The sequence below is a fragment of the Bifidobacteriaceae bacterium genome (genome assembly GCA_031281585.1).
Lineage (GTDB): Bacteria > Actinomycetota > Actinomycetes > Actinomycetales > WQXJ01 > JAIRTF01.
In genome coordinates, this window is record JAITFE010000163.1 from 1 (window position 1) to 16,411 (window position 16,411).

Genomic DNA, 16,411 nt, shown 5'->3' on the forward strand with positions numbered 1-16,411 from the left:
CACCGCTTTTCGCAGTGGTCGGGGTGGCGGGATTTGAACCCACGACCTCTTCGTCCCGAACGAAGCGCGCTACCAAGCTGCGCCACACCCCGAGGATCAAGTGATCCGGCTGCCGAGTCTACCCGGCCAACGGCCACTCATCATACAGATTCCCAGCCGCACGGCCATCCCAGCTCCGACAGCCCGCCTCTCCGACCGCCCGATGCCGCCTTCCCCCAGCGAGCGCCCCGGCTCCCGGTCCAAGACCAACACCGACCCGCAAGCCGCATCAGGCCGCGTTAGGTCGCCCGACCCGCCCCGCAACCCAAGCCAGCAACCCAATCCCGCGACCGACCCCGCAGCCAACAAGCCCGCAGCCAGCAAACCCGCGTCCAACAAGCCCGAAATCCGCGCAACCGACAACCCGACCCCCAGTCAGACCCGCGCCCCGCGCCGGTAAACCTCAACCGGCACCAGGTCCGAATCGGCCAGGACCAGGTCCGCCGCGCGCCCCGGCGCCAGCGAGCCGAACTCCAGCGACCGCCCGAGCACCCGCGCGGGAACCAGCGAGGCCGCCGCCACTGCGTCCTCCAACGCCACGCCGCTGTCCCGCCAGGCCGACCGCACCACGTCGATCAGGTGCGCGGTCCCACCCGCAATCGAGTCGCCCTCCGTCAGCCGGGCCACGCCCCCCGCCACCGTCACCGCCGCCGGCCCCAACTGGTATTGCCCGTCCGGCATCCCCGCCGCCGCCATCGCGTCCGTCACCAGCGCCACGCTCGCCGGTCCCACCATCGCGAACACGTCCAACACCGTCCGAGGGTCCAGATGCACCCCGTCGGCTATCAGTTCCACCACCATCGCCCCGCGGGCCGCCTGCGCCAAAGCCTCCAGCGCCGGCCCCGGCCGCCGGTGGTGGACGGGCGGCATCCCGTTGAACAGGTGGGTCGCCGTCGCCATCCGCCCGAACCGCGCGCCGGCCCGCGCCAGCTCCGCGTCCGCCGCTCCCACCGCCAACCCCATTTCCTCAGCCGTGCACACCGTGTGCCCGAACGACGGCACCGCCCCCGCCTCCGCCAACGCCCGTATCACGTTCTCAGCGCCCGATGCCGTGCCCCCGTCCCCAGCCCCATCCCCCGCCCCAGCGGCGTCCGTCGGGAGAATCCCCGGCAACTCCGGCGCGAGGGTCATGACCGCGAATCCGCCGCGCGCGGCCTTGGCGACCCGTCGCACCAGGCGCGGGTTCGGCATCTGCATTTTGGCGGGATCTTGCGCCCCCGCCCGATCCTTCGACAGGAACGGGCCCTCCAGGTGGATGCCAGCCAATTCGCCCGCCACGTAGAGCTGCGACAGCAATGCGGCTTGCCGGGTCAGGGTTTCGGGGGCGTCGGTGACCAGCGAGGCCACCAGCGAGGTGGTCCCATGCCGCCGGTGCTCCATGACCGCCACCATGGCCTGCTCCACGCTGACCGCGTCCGGGAAGGATTGGCCACCGCCGCCGTGGCAGTGGATGTCGACCAGGCCGGGCAGGATGAGTCCGTCCCAACGCCGGGCCTCCTTCAAGGCGTTCAGAGAGTCGACGGCAAACCGGTCCGGGTTGTACTCGTTGAGCGTTTGCTCCAGTTCCAGGACGGCCTGGTAGTCGCCGGCTGCCGCGATCGCGCCTTCCCGGATCAAGACCACGGCGTCCGGCACCTGCCGCAAGGCCACGCTGGACGAGTCCCAAGGCGGCGCAGTCGGCGCGTCGCGGTCGTGTTCCCGCATGCGCGCCCAGGCTTGTCCGTCCGGGCCCTCGCGATCCCCCGCGCCGCCGTCCCCGAAGTCGCCGTCGAATTCGCCCGCGTAATCCTGGTCCTCATCGTCTCGGCGTGTTTTCACAGGCAGGACGGCCGGGCCTCGGATAGCCCAAACCGCGCTCGGATCGCCTCGACCGGCTGAAGATGTCATCCCAGCATTGTTTCATCCGTCCCGGAACGGTGGCGAGAAGGCCGCCGTCCTGGTCCGAGGACTGTGCTTGCCTCCCTGTGCCCACACCGCAAGCGGGGGGTTACGTATCGCAGCGCGCCCCCCGCGGCGATTCGCTCATTGGGCGACCAGGCTCAAAGCCCAAAAGGCCTGCTTCGCCCTGCCGAGGCTGGCGGGGAGACCAACCGGTGGAAGAGCGGGCCAGCCCAGGCCAACGGACGCCTCAGCCACCCAGGCTCAAAGCCACGAAGAGCTGTTTCGCTTTGCCGATAGACGCGGAGGACCCCGACCGGCGGGCAAGCTGGGCCACCCCAGGCCAGCGGGACGCTTCAGGCGGGAGGTGGCCCCGCCGGGCCGCCTCGGCCAGGTACGGGGCCAGGTGCAAGGCGGCCCCGAGGACGCGGCTCAACCAGGCCGGCGGCTTTCCCGTCATGGCGGCGGCGTGGGCCACCGGCTCCGTCAGCAGCGGCCAGAGAATGGGCAGAGAGCTGATCTTCTTTTCCACGACCGCCACCAGCCGGGCGGGGTTGACATCCGGGCTGCGCAGCAGCGCGCGGATCGCCTCAGCCACGGCGGCGGAGCCGATCAGCCCGTCGTCGACCAGCGAGCCGACCAGGTTGGGGCCGCTGTAGCCGCCGTTGCCGACCATGCCGATCGCGACCGTGACGAGCGACACCGGCAAATCCGGCCGGCCCGCGCCGCCGGGCCAGCTGTTCCCCCCGCCAGCCCATTTCCGCGTCCCTTCCGCGACCAGGCGCTTTAGCGCGGCGTCCCAATGCAACCAGACGCTCGGCGCCTCGGCGGCGACCTCCCCGTCGCCACCGATCTGCTTGGCCTCGCACTGCCCCTCCTTCTCCAAGTCGTAGCACCAGTCCTTCTTGGCCACGCGGAATCGGCGCGGTTCGCCTCCCGGCGCGCCGCCCGGCACGGTCAAGTCGAAGACCAAGAACTTGGGGGTGGTGCCCGGATCGGCCCAGCGAGCGGCCACCTCCACCCCGTCCGTGATGGCGGGCAGGCCGCCGGCGCCCTCGGGCCAGACCTCGTCAAAGGGCGGATCGAGCACTGGCACTTGGACGACAGGCGGACCAATCGGGGCCGGCAACCCGCTGACAACCTCCCGCGCGGCGGCGACAGCCCTGGAGGACCCGGACCGGGCGGCCAAAGCCCGCACCCCGTGCAGGTTGAGGACTCCGGGGGCCGCGGACCCGGCCTCCACGGCGGCGAGCGCCTCCGGCAGGAACTTGGCGACGGCATCGACCACCTCGGCGGTTCCGGCCACCAAACGGGGGGCGCGCAGGGACGCGCGGACCAACTGGTCCAAGACCGACCAGACCGCGGCCAACGGGCCCGTCTCGGCGATTTCCGCCAAGGCGGCGACCAGCGCCGCATAGTTGCCGGGATGGGCGGACCAGTCCAGGTAGCGGACGTCCGCCACGCCGGGGCGGAGCAGGCCCCGCTCCCAGGCCTCGCTCACGGCCAAGGCGGAATCCTCGGCGGCCACGGGGTGCACTGAGCGCTGGGCGGCCAAGAAGTTGACGGCCGCCCCCGGCGGCAGCGGCGCGGCCCGGCGCGCCACCTGGCGCAGGTTCAAACCCTGGTCGCGCTGCACTTCGCCGTTCCAGCCAACGTCAAGCAACGCGGCGTCGCCCCAGTGCGGGAAGACCGCCCAAGCCTCACTGATCCGGTAGCCTCGCGCCAGAGACTCAAACCGGTTCGGGAACGCCTTCAGCGACACCGGGTAGGGCACCCGGCCGATTTCCCAGAACCGCCATTTCGGGTTCAGGACCAGTTCCGGCTCCCGGACCGGATCGGCCAAGTAGGCGCGCGCCGCCTCCCCGGCGGTGACAGCCATCAACTCGCCCGATTGCAGAACCACCGGCACGGTGGACGCGGCCAACCGGCCGGCCGCCGCGGGCGTGACGGCGGCGGGGTTCAACCTGGTCAAGGCCAGCAGCAGGTCCGCCTCAGCGGCGGCGGTCCCGGCCTCCGCGTAAGCCTGGAGGCGATCCGCCAGGTCCTCGGCCCCAACGCTGAGATCGTCGCGGCTCGGTTCGGAGAGCACGCAGGGGAGCTGGCCCAACCGCAGGAAGACGGCGTGCTCGCGGGCCGTCAGCGGGTCGAAGACCCTCAGGTCGCCGCGGTCGTCAACATAGTCCAAGCCCCAGTGGCACGGCCGGCCTGCCACCCAATATGGCACCTGCGACAGGCCGTAGACAAAACTGGGACCCTCCCGCACCCCTCGCAGAGCCGCCTTGGCGGCGGCCGGGTCTTGGCCCACGACCGCGTTAGCCACCGCCAGGAAACGCTCCACCAGGACGTCGGCGCAATTCGCGGGCCGCCTGGTCAGCTCGGCCGCGAGTTCCGTCAGCGCCCTGGGCGTCTCCTCGCCGCGGTCAAAGCGCGGCGCCTCCCACACCGGCGGCGTCTCGCGCCACAGACCCAAGACAGTCGGCTCCGCGGTGTCGGCCGGGCCGGTTTCCAGCCCCCATTGGTCGATCAGTCGGCCGGCGGACCGGGCCACCCACTTGTCCCGGTCCCCGGCAAGCTGGGCGAGTTGGCCCGTCAGCGCCTCGGCCCCCTCCGGCCGGCGGCGTGCCAGCGCCGCCTCCAGAACGGTCCGGAGAGTCTTCTTGGCCGGCGCGGCGAGCGCGGCGATCAGCGCCTCGACCGCCACCGCGTCGTCTTCTCCGCCGATCAGCACCGGCCCCAGACGTTGCACGATGCCGCCCTCCCCAGTCGCCAGCAGCGGCACCAGCCCGTCCGCGCGGGCCGCGAAGTCGGCATTCTCCACGCCGAGTTGGTCCAACGCCGCCAGCCAGGCCTTCCTGTCCCCGGGACGGCTCGCCGCGTCCAAAGCGGCGAACGCCAACTCGACCGCCTCCGCGCGGCCCATCCAGCCTTTCTCCACACCGGCCGCGACAACCGGCCCGAACGGCCCGGTGGCGGGGGCGCCCGCGGCGACGCCCGCGCGCACGTGTTCGGCGAAGCGGTCCCGGATCGCCGACTCGGCGGGCAGGGCGCGTTGCGGACCGGTGATCTCCGCCGGCAAACCCAGGGTGGCGGCGGCGAAGGCCGCCCAGTCCTTGATGTACTCGGTGTTGTCCGGCACGGGCAGCGCCAGCCGTTCCACCAGCCGCACCGCCACCCCGCCCAGGGCCGAGGTCGAATGCTCCCACATCCGCCGGCTCGCCACGCAGGCGTGTTCAATGAAGCGGGCCGCGAACACCGCCCCGCGACTGGCCAGCACGTCTGCCACCAAGTCCTCCGTGAAGCCCTCATGCAAGGGCCGCACCTGGTTCGCCGCCCGCCGGGCGTCCACCCCCACCCGGACGGCGAACAGCGCCAGCATCGCCTCGCTGACGTCGACCTTGGAGACGTAACCCCAGGCGCGCGGACTGACCTCGGCGATGTCGCCCCACTCGCCGCTTCGCAGCCCCGCCAGAGCGGCCTGCCGTTGCTCCTTTGTCCCCGTGGGCAGGGACAGAGCCTGATCGGGGCGGGCGTCGGCCCAGCCCAACTCCTTGAACACCGCAACGGCTTGCGCGAGGGCGCTGGTCATGCCGACTCCTTCAGTTGAACGGCCAAAACGTGTTTGCAGGGACCGCGCCCGGTCGGGTGCTTGAGGTACCAGGCGCAGGTGCACCGCGCCGCGCTGACACCGCCGGCCGGGTCGAAGCTGACCTGGTAATCGCCGCCGCCAGACCGCACCAGCCACTGGCCGCCGCCCGCCGCCTCGACCGCTTCGACCAAGCCGCGCGCCGCCGCCAGCCGGGGGTTGTCCCTCGTCACCCGGTCCGGGTCGTCCGGCAATTCGCGGTGGAAGTAGGCGGAATCGTGCGCGTCCCAACCGACCCGGCCGGACGCGGCCAAGACGGCCAACGCGGCCCGCGCCCGCTCGGGGCCGATCCCCGCCTTCCGCGCGAGCCGCGCCACGTCGATCACCGGCTCAAACGCCAGCAGGACGCCCACCAGGCGGGCGTCCTCGAGGGCGGTGGGCGCGGCCAGGGAAACCAGCAGGGCGCCCTCGCCGGAAAACCCGCGCCAGGCCTCGGCCGTCAGGCCCAAGGTGAGCCTCGCTGCGGGCAGGGCCGCCTCCACCAGCACGGGTCCCGGCTCGCTGTCCGCCGCCTGGTAGAACGTCAACTCTTCCAGGTTGGTCAGCAGCCGCTTGAGGGCGCTGAGGCGGCGCAAGCCGGCCACGAAGACGGCTCCGCCAGTCCGCCGGGCAGCCAGCCTCGCCCCTGCTGGGGAAGGCGTCAACCAGCCGGATTGGTCCTTGCCCGTGGCCGCCGGCAACGAGGCCACGAAGGAACGCGCCCGCGCCTGGTCCAACTCCACTACCCGCTCCAGCCCGCAGTGCGCTTGGGCGGCGTTGCCCAACGCCCGCACCCACCGGTCCGGCATGGCGACGGGCCGCTCCCGCACCGTCTCGTCAAGGCTGGAAACCTCCAACCCGTCCGAGCCGACCTCCAGACGCAGCAGTTGGTCCCGCCGGACCCGTGCGAGCGCCTGCCTCAGCCCCAAGTTGACATCCACATTGGTGGTGCCGAAGCCGATCTCGCCGCCGTCGAACCCGGCCTCCAACAAGTCGAGGCGCGCGTAGACGCCGTTGCAGGCCGAGAAGCACTCGGCCCGCAGCCGGTCGCCCTGTGCGCTCAAGACCGGATCGCGGGACACCTCCGGCCTGTATTGGAAATACCGGGTCGCCGTGACCTCGGCCAACGCCGCCAGCCCGCGCGCCACCACGGCCGGGAAAGCCGCGAAGCCCTTGAAGAAGCAGGGACTCGGCGCCACGCCCTCAGGCGTAAGGGCCGGCGCGAGCGCCAAACCCAGTTGGTCGCCCTCCAACGCCGATTCGCCCACAAATGACCGGACCATCCCGACCCCTCCTGTCTACCCCGCCCGCTCCCCGCCTCGCAAGAATACAAGGGACGTATGTCAGCGCCGTGACCTGCCCGAACATCCCCCGAAGCCACCACGACCGGCCTGCGGCGGCCTGGCGCCGGGCCGCCCAGGCCCAGCCGAATGACACGTCCCCGGACGCCGAGCCGCGTCGGCCCGACCAGCCCCCGCGCCCGGTCTGACCCGCCCCCGCCCTGGCCCCGCTCGTCCGGTAACCTTTTCCGGGGCCGAACGCGGACCTCGGCGGGCGGTCACCCCGGCCGCCCAAAAGCGGCAGGAAGGAACCGACATGCCAGGAATAGTGCTGGTCGGCGCGCAGTGGGGCGACGAGGGCAAAGGCAAGGCCACCGACCTGCTGGGCCAGGACGTGGACTACGTGGTCAAGTTCAACGGCGGCAACAACGCCGGGCACACGGTGGTGATCGGCGGCCAAAGCTACGCGCTGCACCTGCTCCCCTCCGGCATCCTCACCCCCGGCGTCACCCCGGTAATCGGCAATGGCGTGGTCGTGGACCTGGAGGTCCTGTTCGGGGAACTCCAGGCGATGGAGTCCCGCGGGATTGACGTCTCCCGCCTGGTGCTGTCCTCGAACGCGCACCTCATCCCCAGTTACAACCGCACCATGGACAAGGTCACCGAGCGGTTCCTTGGCAAACGCCAGATCGGCACCACGGGACGAGGGATCGGCCCGACCTACGCGGACAAGATGCAACGGGTGGGCTTGAGGGTCCAGGACCTGTTCGACACGTCGATCCTGCGCCAGAAGATCGAGGGCGCTTTGATGCAGAAGAACCACCTGCTGGTCAAGGTGTACAACCGCCGCGCCATTTCCGTGAACGAGGTCCTGGACGAATTGGAGGCCTACGCCGATCGCGTCCGCCCCCTGGTGGCGGACACGGCCTTGCTGCTCAACAACGCCCTGGACCAGGGAGCGACGGTCCTCTTCGAGGGCGGCCAGGCCACCATGCTGGACGTGGACCACGGCACCTATCCGTTCGTGACCAGTTCGAACGCGACCGCCGGCGGCGCCTGCACCGGCAGCGGCGTGGGGCCCAAGCGGATCGACCGGGTGGTGGCGGTCGTCAAGGCCTACGCCACCCGGGTCGGCGCGGGCCCGTTCGTCACAGAATTGCACGATGCCGCCGGGGAGCGTTTGCGCGAAGCCGGCCACGAGTACGGGGTCACCACCGGCCGCCCGCGCCGCTGCGGTTGGTATGACGCGCCGGTGGCGCGTTACGCCGCCCGGATCAACGGCGTCACCGACTTCGTGTTGACCAAGCTTGACGTGCTGACCGGTTGGGACCGCATCCCCGTGTGCGTGGCCTATGACGTGAACGGGTCGCTCCACCACGACCTGCCGGTCTCCCAAAGCGACATCCACCACGCCCGGCCCGTCTACGAATACCTGCCCGGCTGGGACGAGGACATCTCCCGCGCCCGCTCCTTCAAGCAACTGCCGCGCAACGCCCAGTCCTACGTCACCGCGATCGAGGAGATGTCCGGCGCCCGCATCTCCGTGGTGGGCGTTGGCGCGGCCCGCGACGCGATCGTCCAACGCCACCCGCTCCTAGCCCGCTGACCCCCCGAAATGGGGACGGTACCTGTTTCCGCAAGCGGAAACAGGTACCGTCCCCATTTCCAGGTACCGTCCCCATTTGCGCGGCCGGACGGCATCGTACAACGGCCATTACCCGGGAGGGCGGGAAGCGGCCGTTCGAGCGCTCGCGGAATGCGAATAGGCTAGTGGGTGGTGTGGATCGTGGGCCTACCGCCGGAGGCCGCCGGAAGGCGAAGGCGGACGGCGGACGATCTGCGGGCGTGGCCAACCGGGTGGCCCGGTAGCCCGACCGCGCTCCTCCTCCTGTGTCTGGTGCACCGCGGGGATTACAACTGACCGATGGAAGGTTTTGTGAGACATGACCATTGCTGACACCTCGTTCGCCGCCATTGCGGCAACGGCGCCGACTAAGAACGCCAAACTCATCCAGTGGGTGTCTGACGTCGCGAAGAAGACCCAGCCGAGCGAAATCGTTTGGGCTGACGGCTCGGAAGAGGAATGGAAGCGCTTGACCGATGAGATGGTCGCCTCCGGCACGCTCATCCGTTTGAACCCCGCCAAGCGCCCAAACTCGTTCCTGGCCCGCTCCGAGCCCAGCGACGTGGCCCGGGTCGAGTCGAGAACGTTCATCTGCTCGGAGAAGGAGATCGACGCGGGCCCGACCAATAACTGGAAGGCCCCGGCGGAAATGCGGGAGATCTTGGACACGGTCTTCACCGGCTCCATGCGCGGCCGGACCATGTACGTTGTGCCGTTCTCCATGGGCCCGCTGGGCGGCAACATTTCTAAGCTGGGCATCGAAATCACCGACTCGCCGTATGTCGTGATCAACATGAAGATCATGACCCGCATGGGGCAACAGGCTCTGGACCTCATCACCGAGGACGTGGACTTTGTGCCCGCCGTGCACTCGGTGGGCTACCCGCTGGTGGACGCGGACGGCAACGAGCGCCCCGACGTGGCCTGGCCCTGCAACGACGAGAAGTACATCACGCACTTCCCGGAGACCCGCGAGATCTGGTCCTACGGCTCCGGCTACGGCGGCAACGCGCTCCTCGGGAAGAAGTGCTACGCGCTTCGGATCGCCTCCGTTATGGCCCATGACGAGGACTGGATGGCGGAGCACATGCTGATCCTGAAGCTGACCAGCCCTCAGGGCAAGACCTCCGTGGTGACGGCGGCGTTCCCCTCGGCCTGCGGCAAGACGAACCTCGCCATGCTGGTGCCCACCATTCCGGGTTGGAAGGTGGAGACCGTTGGCGACGACATCGCCTGGATGCGGCCCGGCCCGGACGGCAAGCTATACGCGATCAACCCCGAGGCGGGGTTCTTCGGCGTGGCGCCCGGCACCTCGATGCAGACCAACAAGAACGCCATGCTGTCCATGACGGAGAACACCATCTTCACGAACGTCGCCCTGACGGATGATGGCGACGTGTGGTGGGAGGGCATGACCGACACCCCGCCCGCGCACCTGATCGACTGGCGCGGCAACGATTGGACCCCGGCTTCGGAGGCCCCGTCTTCGCATCCGAATTCGCGCTTCACGGCGCCGGCGGAGCAGTGCCCAATCATCGCGCCGGAGTTCAACGACCCGAAGGGCGTGCCGGTGGACATCGTGCTGTTCGGCGGCCGCCGAGCCACCAACGTGCCGGTTGTCAACGAGTCGCTGAATTGGGAGCACGGCGTGTTCATTGGCGCCACGGTCTCATCCGAGCAGACCGCCGCCGCCGAAGGCGCCGTGGGCGCGTTGCGCCGCGACCCGTTCGCCATGCTGCCGTTCTGCGGTTACAACATGGGCGACTACTGGGGCCACTGGCTGCACATGGGCGAACTGCTGGGCGACAAGGCCCCGCGCATCTTCCAGGTCAACTGGTTCCGCAAGGACGCCAACGGCAAGTTCCTGTGGCCGGGCTTCGGCGAGAACTCGCGCGTGCTCGCGTGGGCCGTCGCCCGCGTGCTCGGCGACGCCGGCTCCGTCAAGACCCCGATCGGCCAGCTGCCGCTGCCGGGCGAGTTCAACGTCGAGGGCCTGGACCTGCCGGAAGGCGCCCTGGAGCAATTGTTCGCGATCGACCCGGACGCCTGGCTGGCGGAGGCGGACCTCACCGAGGAGTACTTCGCCCAGTTCGGCGAGCGCCTCCCCGCCGCGCTGACCGGCCAGTTGGCCGCGCTCCGCGAGCGTCTGCAGGCCGCCAAGCAGTAAGGCTCTTTGCCGCTTTTCCGCGCACGATGCCGTCCGCTCACCTTGGGCGGACGGCATCGTGCGCTTTTGCTTGCGCGGAGAGCCGCGGACACGATGCTCGCTGGAGAAGCTCGGCCCTCACTGGACCTCCCCGGACACAGACTTTTGCAGAGTTCGGCCGAAGTCTGTAAGAGTCTACGCTCCGTCCGGTAGCCCTGCTTTGGCAGCCGCGGCGGGGCCTCTGCCTTCGGCATAAGCTCCGTGTTTGTGCCACTGGCGGGCCTGCCTGGATGAAGGGAAACGTCTGGCTGTGGCCTGTCGTTGGCGAGGTCACGCCGCAGGCCTAGCGGATTTGGCGGATGTTGGGAGCCGGGGGCCAGGCCTTGTCCGCAGTGTGCGCCTCCGCGCCGAGCCGGTCAGCCAGCGCTAGGCACAGGCGATCCGCCAACGACAGGCCTTCGCCCTTGGTCCAGCGCCGCGCCGCCCATTCGGCGTCCTCCTCGGTGACGGGTTCGACCGCCAGGGGGAAGCTGGCCAGCAACGCGCGCGCGGCGTTCCAGTCGCGGCCGGCCGCGCGGGACTTTTGCGCCACCTCGGACCAGTTCGCGGCGGAACAGACCGCGCCTTCGGTCAGCGCGCGCGATGCCCGGAGCAACTTTCGCCCAAACGGCGGGGCCGGACGTTGAGGAGAACGGCATCGGGAAGCGGGCGGGCCGGGCCGGAGCGAGCCGGGGAAACCTCAGCCCAGCAGCGCGGCCACCACGAAGACCATGGGCGCCGCCCCCAGGGTGGTCAGAGTGACCGAGTCGCGGGCCAGGATGGTGGCAGACTCGTAGCGGCTGGCGTAGTTGAAGATGTTCTGCGCCGTGGGCAGGGCGGCCATGGCGGTGACGGCGTAGACGGCGGCGGGGTCCAGCCTGAAGGCGAACCGGGCCAGCGCCCACGCCGCCAGCGGCATGGCCAGCAGTTTCATGGCGGTGACCAGGATCGCCTGGCCCCGCGCGGAGGTCTTCGCCAGGACGGGGGTGTCCCGCAGCGACATGCCGAACGCGATCAGCATGATGGGGATGGCCCCGCCGGAGATCAACCGGATCGGCTCCATCGCCACCAGCGGCACCGTCCAGTTGGTCGCCGAGACGACCACGCCCGTCAGCGACCCGATCACAATGGGGCTGCAGATGGCTCCGACTATGGCCTTCGACACGGGCTGTCCGGCTGCGGCGTCCCGCCGTTTGGCGAAGACCGCCAGGAACGCTAGCCCAATCGGGGCGAAAAGCCCGGTCTGGAAAAGCACTATGGGCGCCACCAGCGCGGGGTTGCCCAGCATGTGCACCGCGATCGGCACGCCGATGTTGCCCGCGTTGGTGTACCCGGCCGCCAGCGCCCCGACGGTCAGCGCCGACCCGCCGGGCCGCCAAATCACGCCCGCCACCAGCGCGTACAACGCGAAGACCGCGACCGCGGCCAGGAATGACACCATTGCCAGGGAGGAGAAGAGCAGCTGCGGCTCGGATTCCGACATGATCACGAACAGCAGCACCGGCACCAGCGCGTTGACCGCCAACAGGTTCAGCTGTTTGGCGGTTTGCGGGGTGACCACGTTGAGCTTGGCGATCAAGTAGCCCACAACGATCGGCACGGACACGGTGACGAAGCCCTGCAGAGCATCAAACACAACCCCTCCGATCTTCGCCGATTCGCCACAGCCCACCTTAAGCCCAGGCTGGCGCCGTCACCGCAGCCGAAGGAACCGTCGGTCCCCGCCGCCGATGCCGTTCGCCCCCACCGCGCCCCGCCCTCGTCTTCCAGCGGCGACGCGTCGCCCCGCGGCCAAGACCCAGGCGGTCCCCGGCCGGCCCGGCTCGTCTTTCAGCGGCGGCGCGTCGCCTCTGAGCCAAAGGCCCAGGCAGCCCCCGCCCACAGGCCCGGCTCCGGGCGGCGGAGCCGCCTACGAGGCCAAGCGGAGCGCGACCGCCACCACAAAGCCGTCAGGGGGCAGGGCGTCAGGGCTGTGGCGGGCGAGTTCCCCGCTCTTCGTCAGCACATCCGCCCAGACCGCGCTGACCACCCCGCCGATCACGCCCGCCCCCGCCGTCTCGCAACCCCGGCCTCTGGCCCGGCCGGGAGCGCCGACCGCCGGGTCGACCGCCGCCAACGCCAGCCCCTGCCCGGCCAGGAAAGAGCGGAGGCCGTCCAGACGGCATCGGCCCTGGGCCAAGACCCACCCCTCGGCCCGGTTGACCTGGACCACTTGGTCCAGGCCTTTCACCGCCAACCGCGGCATCACCGCCGTGATGGACGGCACGCCCGGCGCCGGGTCGTCCGGGCCGGACCGGTATTCGGGCCGACCCGCCGCATACAACGAGGTCACCAAGTCGCCCACCGCGCTGGTGTGTCGCCAGTGCCCGGTCAGCCGCACCGTCCTGTTCCTTCCCGCCCCCAACAAACGCACCATGCCAGCCTATTCAGGCGTCAAGCCGCTGACGCGTCCACCCCGTCCGCGAAAACGGTCCGCTTCGAACCCAACGGGGTTTGCAACTCTCTTGGCAGTATCATTGTGGGTGTGGATGACGAGCCGTTGATGCTTCCCTCGGCGCTCCGCCGCGGCATAACCGAAGCGGACATCCTTCACGCATACCGACACGCGAGATACGAACTGACGGACTTCAGGGGAAAGACACCAGCGCACATCCTGACAGGGCCTGTTCAGTCGGGCACGCGTGTTTTGGAGTTGGGCGTGATCGACAGGTACGGGGCAGACGCCATCATTCACGCGATGCCCGCGCGCAGGAAACTCACGGAAGGAGGACGGAGATGAAGCTGGAGGACTTGCCGCAAGGCGAACGGGCCGAGTTGGAGGCTTTGGGTTGGGAGATGGCGGACCACCTCGAGCGGAGCGACCTCGACCCGTCTACCGCCGTGCCGGAACCGCCGTTGGCCAAGCTCCGCCGGCTGCGCTACCAGCGGACATACGCCGAGAAGGAGGCCGCCGAGGCCGTGGGGCGCGCCCGCGCCGAGGGACTGTCTTGGGAGCGGATCGGCGGCGCGTACGGCATCACCGGCGAAACCGCGCGCAAGCGCTACCAGGCCCGCGCCGCTTGAACGCCGAGGCGCCCGGTCACCAGTTTCGCGACAGGTCCTTTATCTCCGGGATGGTGCGGCCCTCGGCTTTGAGTTGGCGGATGAGCCCCAGCCGCCGGACGGTCGGCTCGCGTTCGTAACGGCGGGTCAGCCGCTCCTCGGCCTGTTCGAAGGGCAACAGCCCCTCTTCGGTGTAGAACTTCAGCGTCGAGTAGCGCGCGCCGGTCAGGCGCACCAACTCGCCGATCGACACATGCCGGGCGGTTTGAATGGTTTCCAGGCTTCGCTGGCGAGACACTTGGCGTTAGCCCCCAAGACTCAACTGGCCCCCGGGGCGGTCACCACGATCACGGTCACGATCGCGGCGACCATGGTTTCGACGTGGTCCACCACCCGGCCCACGGACTTGTACGGCCCGGTGGCACGGGCCTGCCTCAGGCGCTCGCGCAGCATTCCCCGCTCGACTTTGCTGAAGTATTGCTTGAGCAGTTTGCTCTTGTCCAGCAAGGCGATGAGGCAGATGGTCTGGTCGTCTATGGGGCCCGCCTCCAGCACCTCCGCGCGGACCCGTTCGATCACGCGCGTGACCGCCTGCGGCCGGGGCGCGAACCTGGCCTTCTCGCCAAACCATCCGGGCTCGGTTGACCTGGTCGCGCAGCCGGCCGCGACCAGCGACTGGCCAAAGCTGGCGAATAGCTCTTTGCCCAGCTTGCCGCTCATGACGACGTAGCGGTCCGCGAGGTCCTTGGCCGTTGGCGGCTTTCTTGAGGAGGCGATGGCCGCGTGCAGGGGCACCAGGTGGGGAAGCCCGCCGTCCCAGGGGAGGCCCGGCGTCAGCCTGTCCTTTTGGCCCAGGGTGAAGTACCCCCGGTCAAGCAGCTCCGCGATCCCGCCCGCCAGAACGCAGGCTTGGAACGTGCCCTCAAGCGAGAGGGGCGCCTTGCCCTTGGGATTGAGCGCGCACAGGAAGTACTCCTGGGTGAACGACAGCGATTGCATTCGGGCCTCCCGCAGACCGGTCGCTACTTACTACTTACGATTTAGCTTAGCAGCGCGACCGGGCCTCGCTTCCGGGCACAATGTTGGGGTGAGACGCGCTTTGGTCGTTATGGCCCACCCCGACGATGCCGACTTTTGGGCTTCCGGCACCATCGCCCTTTGGGTGCGGACCGGCTGGGAGGTCACCTATCTGATCGCGACCTCGGGCGACGCGGGCGGGTTCGAACCCGGCCGCGCCAATGACGTCATGGCGGAGCGGCGCCGCGAAGAGCAACTCCGGGCCGCCGCCATTTTGGGCGTGCTCGACGTGAGGTTCCTGGAAGGTCTCCGCGACGGCGAGGTGAGGGTGGACGGGAACCTGGTGGGCGGCATCGTGCAAGTAATCCGCCAAACCAAACCCGACTTGGTGCTGGCCCAAAGCCCGGAACGGACGTGGGCCGACATTCGGCTGTCGCACCCGGACCACCTGGCCGTGGGGGAGGCGGTGGCGCGGGCGGTGTACCCGTTCGCGCGGAACCCGTTCGCGTTCCCGGGGCTGGCGGCGGCCGGGTTGGAGGCGTTCGAGGTCCGCGAGCTGTGGCTGGTGGGCGACCCGGCGCCGGACCACGCGATCGACGTGACGGAGGTGTGGGAACAGCGCCAGGCGGCCTTGCTGGCGCACGCCTCGCAGCACCCCGACCCGGTGGCAGCGGAGGCCCGCGCCCGGCGGGAGGCGGCCCAAGTCGCGGCGGACTTCGGACTGGCGCCCGGACGCCTGGCGGAATCCTTCAAACGGGTCCTGATCCCCGACTGAGCCCGCCAGCGCCGGGCCCCGGGTCGAATCGACGTTTGCTTTGGACTCAAGGCGGGCGCGAGAAATGGTCGAGGCGGACCCTGCTCTGGCGGCCGGCCCGCTGGGCGCCACATCCACTGACGGGGCGACCGGGCCTCGAACGGCACGGCGGTCACTCCGATCCGGTGGATTCGAGCGCCGCCGGTCTGGGCTCGTTTTCGGTCGTGGTCTGAGCCCTACTGGGCGAAAACTCTGGGGCGTTGACGCCCGCGGCCGCGAAGTCCCGTCCCCTGTACAGAAGCGGCGCGCCCAGCCGTTTCGCCAGGGCGTAGCTGAAACAGTCCCCTAGGTTCAGGGCCGCCGGATGGCGCCCCTTGCCGAACTGCCGCCAAGCCTCTATGGCCAGCCTGGTTTGTTCTTGGTCGACGGGTTCGATTTGCGCCGACACGGCGTCCAGAAGGTCCCGCAACAATCGCGCCGCCTCGGGGCCCCCACGAGCCTCCGCCACCATGGTCGACTCCACCAGGGAGACCGCTGAGACGTGGACCTGGGCCACGCTGGCCCCCAGCACCATGTTGAAGTGTTCGGCGTCCTCTTCGCCGAACACAACCGCAATCAAGGCGGACGAATCCACGACCAGGCGCATGGCGGCCTACTCCGGCGCGCCGAATTGGTTGTAGCCCAGGATTTCGTCCGCGCTGCCACTGTCCAGAATTGCCAACGCCCGTCCGCGCGCTGAGATCGCCCCCAGTTTGGCGAACACGTCGCCGGACGCCTTCGCGGCTTGGACCCGCCGCAGACGTTCCTCCAAGGCGATCTTGGTGGCGACGGTGATCGACTCTTTGGTTTCGCCCGCCAGTTCGCGCGCCAGTCGGTCCGTTTCCGGATCCTTGATGTTCAAAGCCACGGAGCCAGACTAGATGGAAGAATTCCACCTCGCAAGGAAGACAAGGGCCCGGTCCTGCGCCAA

Annotated in this window: 14 protein-coding genes and 1 tRNA gene; 4 read left to right on the top strand and 11 right to left on the bottom strand. The window is 69.7% G+C overall.

Annotated features, from left to right (window positions below):
• Positions 1-15 precede the first annotated feature (15 nt).
• The 4 genes from LBC97_16595 to LBC97_16610 form a co-directional block, all read right to left on the bottom strand.
• Positions 16-92: transfer RNA gene (locus LBC97_16595), tRNA-Pro, on the bottom strand.
• Between the two features lie 322 nt (positions 93-414).
• Positions 415-1,926: an amidohydrolase family protein gene (locus LBC97_16600; protein MDR2567635.1), complete on the bottom strand. Its 1,512-nt coding sequence runs from the start codon at positions 1,924-1,926 to the stop codon at positions 415-417.
• Between the two features lie 241 nt (positions 1,927-2,167).
• A complete protein-coding gene (locus LBC97_16605; protein ID MDR2567636.1) occupies positions 2,168-5,503 on the bottom strand; it encodes a hypothetical protein in 3,336 nt (1,111 codons plus the stop codon).
• Complete coding sequence (locus tag LBC97_16610; GenBank protein ID MDR2567637.1) at positions 5,500-6,822, bottom strand: SWIM zinc finger domain-containing protein; 1,323 nt, start codon at positions 6,820-6,822, stop codon at positions 5,500-5,502. The genes LBC97_16605 and LBC97_16610 overlap by 4 nt, the downstream gene beginning before the upstream one ends.
• Positions 6,823-7,135: 313 nt before the next feature.
• Here LBC97_16610 and LBC97_16615 point away from each other — a divergent pair, with 313 nt between their 5' ends.
• Both LBC97_16615 and LBC97_16620 read left to right on the top strand, forming a co-directional pair.
• On the top strand, positions 7,136-8,425 hold the full coding sequence (locus LBC97_16615) for an adenylosuccinate synthase (protein ID MDR2567638.1): 1,290 nt from the start codon (positions 7,136-7,138) through the stop codon (positions 8,423-8,425).
• Between the two features lie 337 nt (positions 8,426-8,762).
• Complete coding sequence (locus LBC97_16620; GenBank protein MDR2567639.1) at positions 8,763-10,610, top strand: phosphoenolpyruvate carboxykinase (GTP); 1,848 nt, start codon at positions 8,763-8,765, stop codon at positions 10,608-10,610.
• Between the two features lie 322 nt (positions 10,611-10,932).
• On the opposite strand, the gene LBC97_16625 is transcribed toward LBC97_16620, so the two are convergent.
• The 3 genes from LBC97_16625 to LBC97_16635 all read right to left on the bottom strand — a co-directional run bounded on the left by LBC97_16625 (position 10,933) and on the right by LBC97_16635 (position 13,008).
• Positions 10,933-11,244, bottom strand: a complete 312-nt coding sequence (locus LBC97_16625) for a PIN domain-containing protein (protein MDR2567640.1) — start codon at positions 11,242-11,244, stop codon at positions 10,933-10,935.
• A gap of 84 nt (positions 11,245-11,328) precedes the next feature.
• Positions 11,329-12,264 (bottom strand): AEC family transporter, encoded by a 936-nt coding sequence (locus LBC97_16630; protein ID MDR2567641.1) that lies wholly within the window; start codon positions 12,262-12,264, stop codon positions 11,329-11,331.
• A gap of 273 nt (positions 12,265-12,537) precedes the next feature.
• Positions 12,538-13,008 carry a hypothetical protein gene (locus LBC97_16635; protein ID MDR2567642.1) on the bottom strand — a complete coding sequence of 157 codons (471 nt, stop codon included), beginning with the start codon at positions 13,006-13,008 and terminating at the stop codon, positions 12,538-12,540.
• A 395-nt stretch (positions 13,009-13,403) separates the two neighbouring features.
• Between LBC97_16635 and LBC97_16640 the strand changes: the two genes are divergently transcribed.
• Positions 13,404-13,691 carry a hypothetical protein gene (locus tag LBC97_16640; GenBank protein ID MDR2567643.1) on the top strand — a complete coding sequence of 96 codons (288 nt, stop codon included), beginning with the start codon at positions 13,404-13,406 and terminating at the stop codon, positions 13,689-13,691.
• Between the two features lie 16 nt (positions 13,692-13,707).
• On the opposite strand, the gene LBC97_16645 is transcribed toward LBC97_16640, so the two are convergent.
• Both LBC97_16645 and LBC97_16650 read right to left on the bottom strand, forming a co-directional pair.
• Entirely contained in the window at positions 13,708-13,968 is a 261-nt protein-coding gene (locus LBC97_16645; protein MDR2567644.1) for a helix-turn-helix domain-containing protein, read from the bottom strand.
• Between the two features lie 20 nt (positions 13,969-13,988).
• Positions 13,989-14,669 (bottom strand): GPP34 family phosphoprotein, encoded by a 681-nt coding sequence (locus LBC97_16650; GenBank protein MDR2567645.1) that lies wholly within the window; start codon positions 14,667-14,669, stop codon positions 13,989-13,991.
• Between the two features lie 88 nt (positions 14,670-14,757).
• Here LBC97_16650 and LBC97_16655 point away from each other — a divergent pair, with 88 nt between their 5' ends.
• The gene (locus tag LBC97_16655; GenBank protein ID MDR2567646.1) at positions 14,758-15,462 is read left to right on the top strand and encodes a PIG-L family deacetylase; all 705 of its coding nucleotides are present in this window, start codon (positions 14,758-14,760) and stop codon (positions 15,460-15,462) included.
• Positions 15,463-15,613: 151 nt separating this feature from the next.
• Here LBC97_16655 and LBC97_16660 read toward each other — a convergent pair whose 3' ends face one another.
• Together LBC97_16660 and LBC97_16665 are read right to left on the bottom strand one after the other, a co-directional pair.
• Positions 15,614-16,087 (bottom strand): type II toxin-antitoxin system VapC family toxin, encoded by a 474-nt coding sequence (locus LBC97_16660; protein ID MDR2567647.1) that lies wholly within the window; start codon positions 16,085-16,087, stop codon positions 15,614-15,616.
• Positions 16,088-16,093: 6 nt separating this feature from the next.
• Positions 16,094-16,348 (bottom strand): type II toxin-antitoxin system VapB family antitoxin, encoded by a 255-nt coding sequence (locus tag LBC97_16665; GenBank protein ID MDR2567648.1) that lies wholly within the window; start codon positions 16,346-16,348, stop codon positions 16,094-16,096.
• Positions 16,349-16,411: the final 63 nt, after the last annotated feature.

Coding starts and splice junctions, on each gene's coding strand:
- LBC97_16650 (MDR2567645.1), bottom strand. CDS start 14,669: ATGCAATCGCTGTCGTTCACCCAGGAGTACTTCCTGTGCGCGCTCAAT.
- LBC97_16605 (MDR2567636.1), bottom strand. CDS start 5,503: ATGACCAGCGCCCTCGCGCAAGCCGTTGCGGTGTTCAAGGAGTTGGGC.
- LBC97_16620 (MDR2567639.1), top strand. CDS start 8,763: ATGACCATTGCTGACACCTCGTTCGCCGCCATTGCGGCAACGGCGCCG.
- LBC97_16640 (MDR2567643.1), top strand. CDS start 13,404: ATGAAGCTGGAGGACTTGCCGCAAGGCGAACGGGCCGAGTTGGAGGCT.
- LBC97_16660 (MDR2567647.1), bottom strand. CDS start 16,087: ATGCGCCTGGTCGTGGATTCGTCCGCCTTGATTGCGGTTGTGTTCGGC.
- LBC97_16615 (MDR2567638.1), top strand. CDS start 7,136: ATGCCAGGAATAGTGCTGGTCGGCGCGCAGTGGGGCGACGAGGGCAAA.
- LBC97_16600 (MDR2567635.1), bottom strand. CDS start 1,926: ATGACATCTTCAGCCGGTCGAGGCGATCCGAGCGCGGTTTGGGCTATC.
- LBC97_16610 (MDR2567637.1), bottom strand. CDS start 6,822: ATGGTCCGGTCATTTGTGGGCGAATCGGCGTTGGAGGGCGACCAACTG.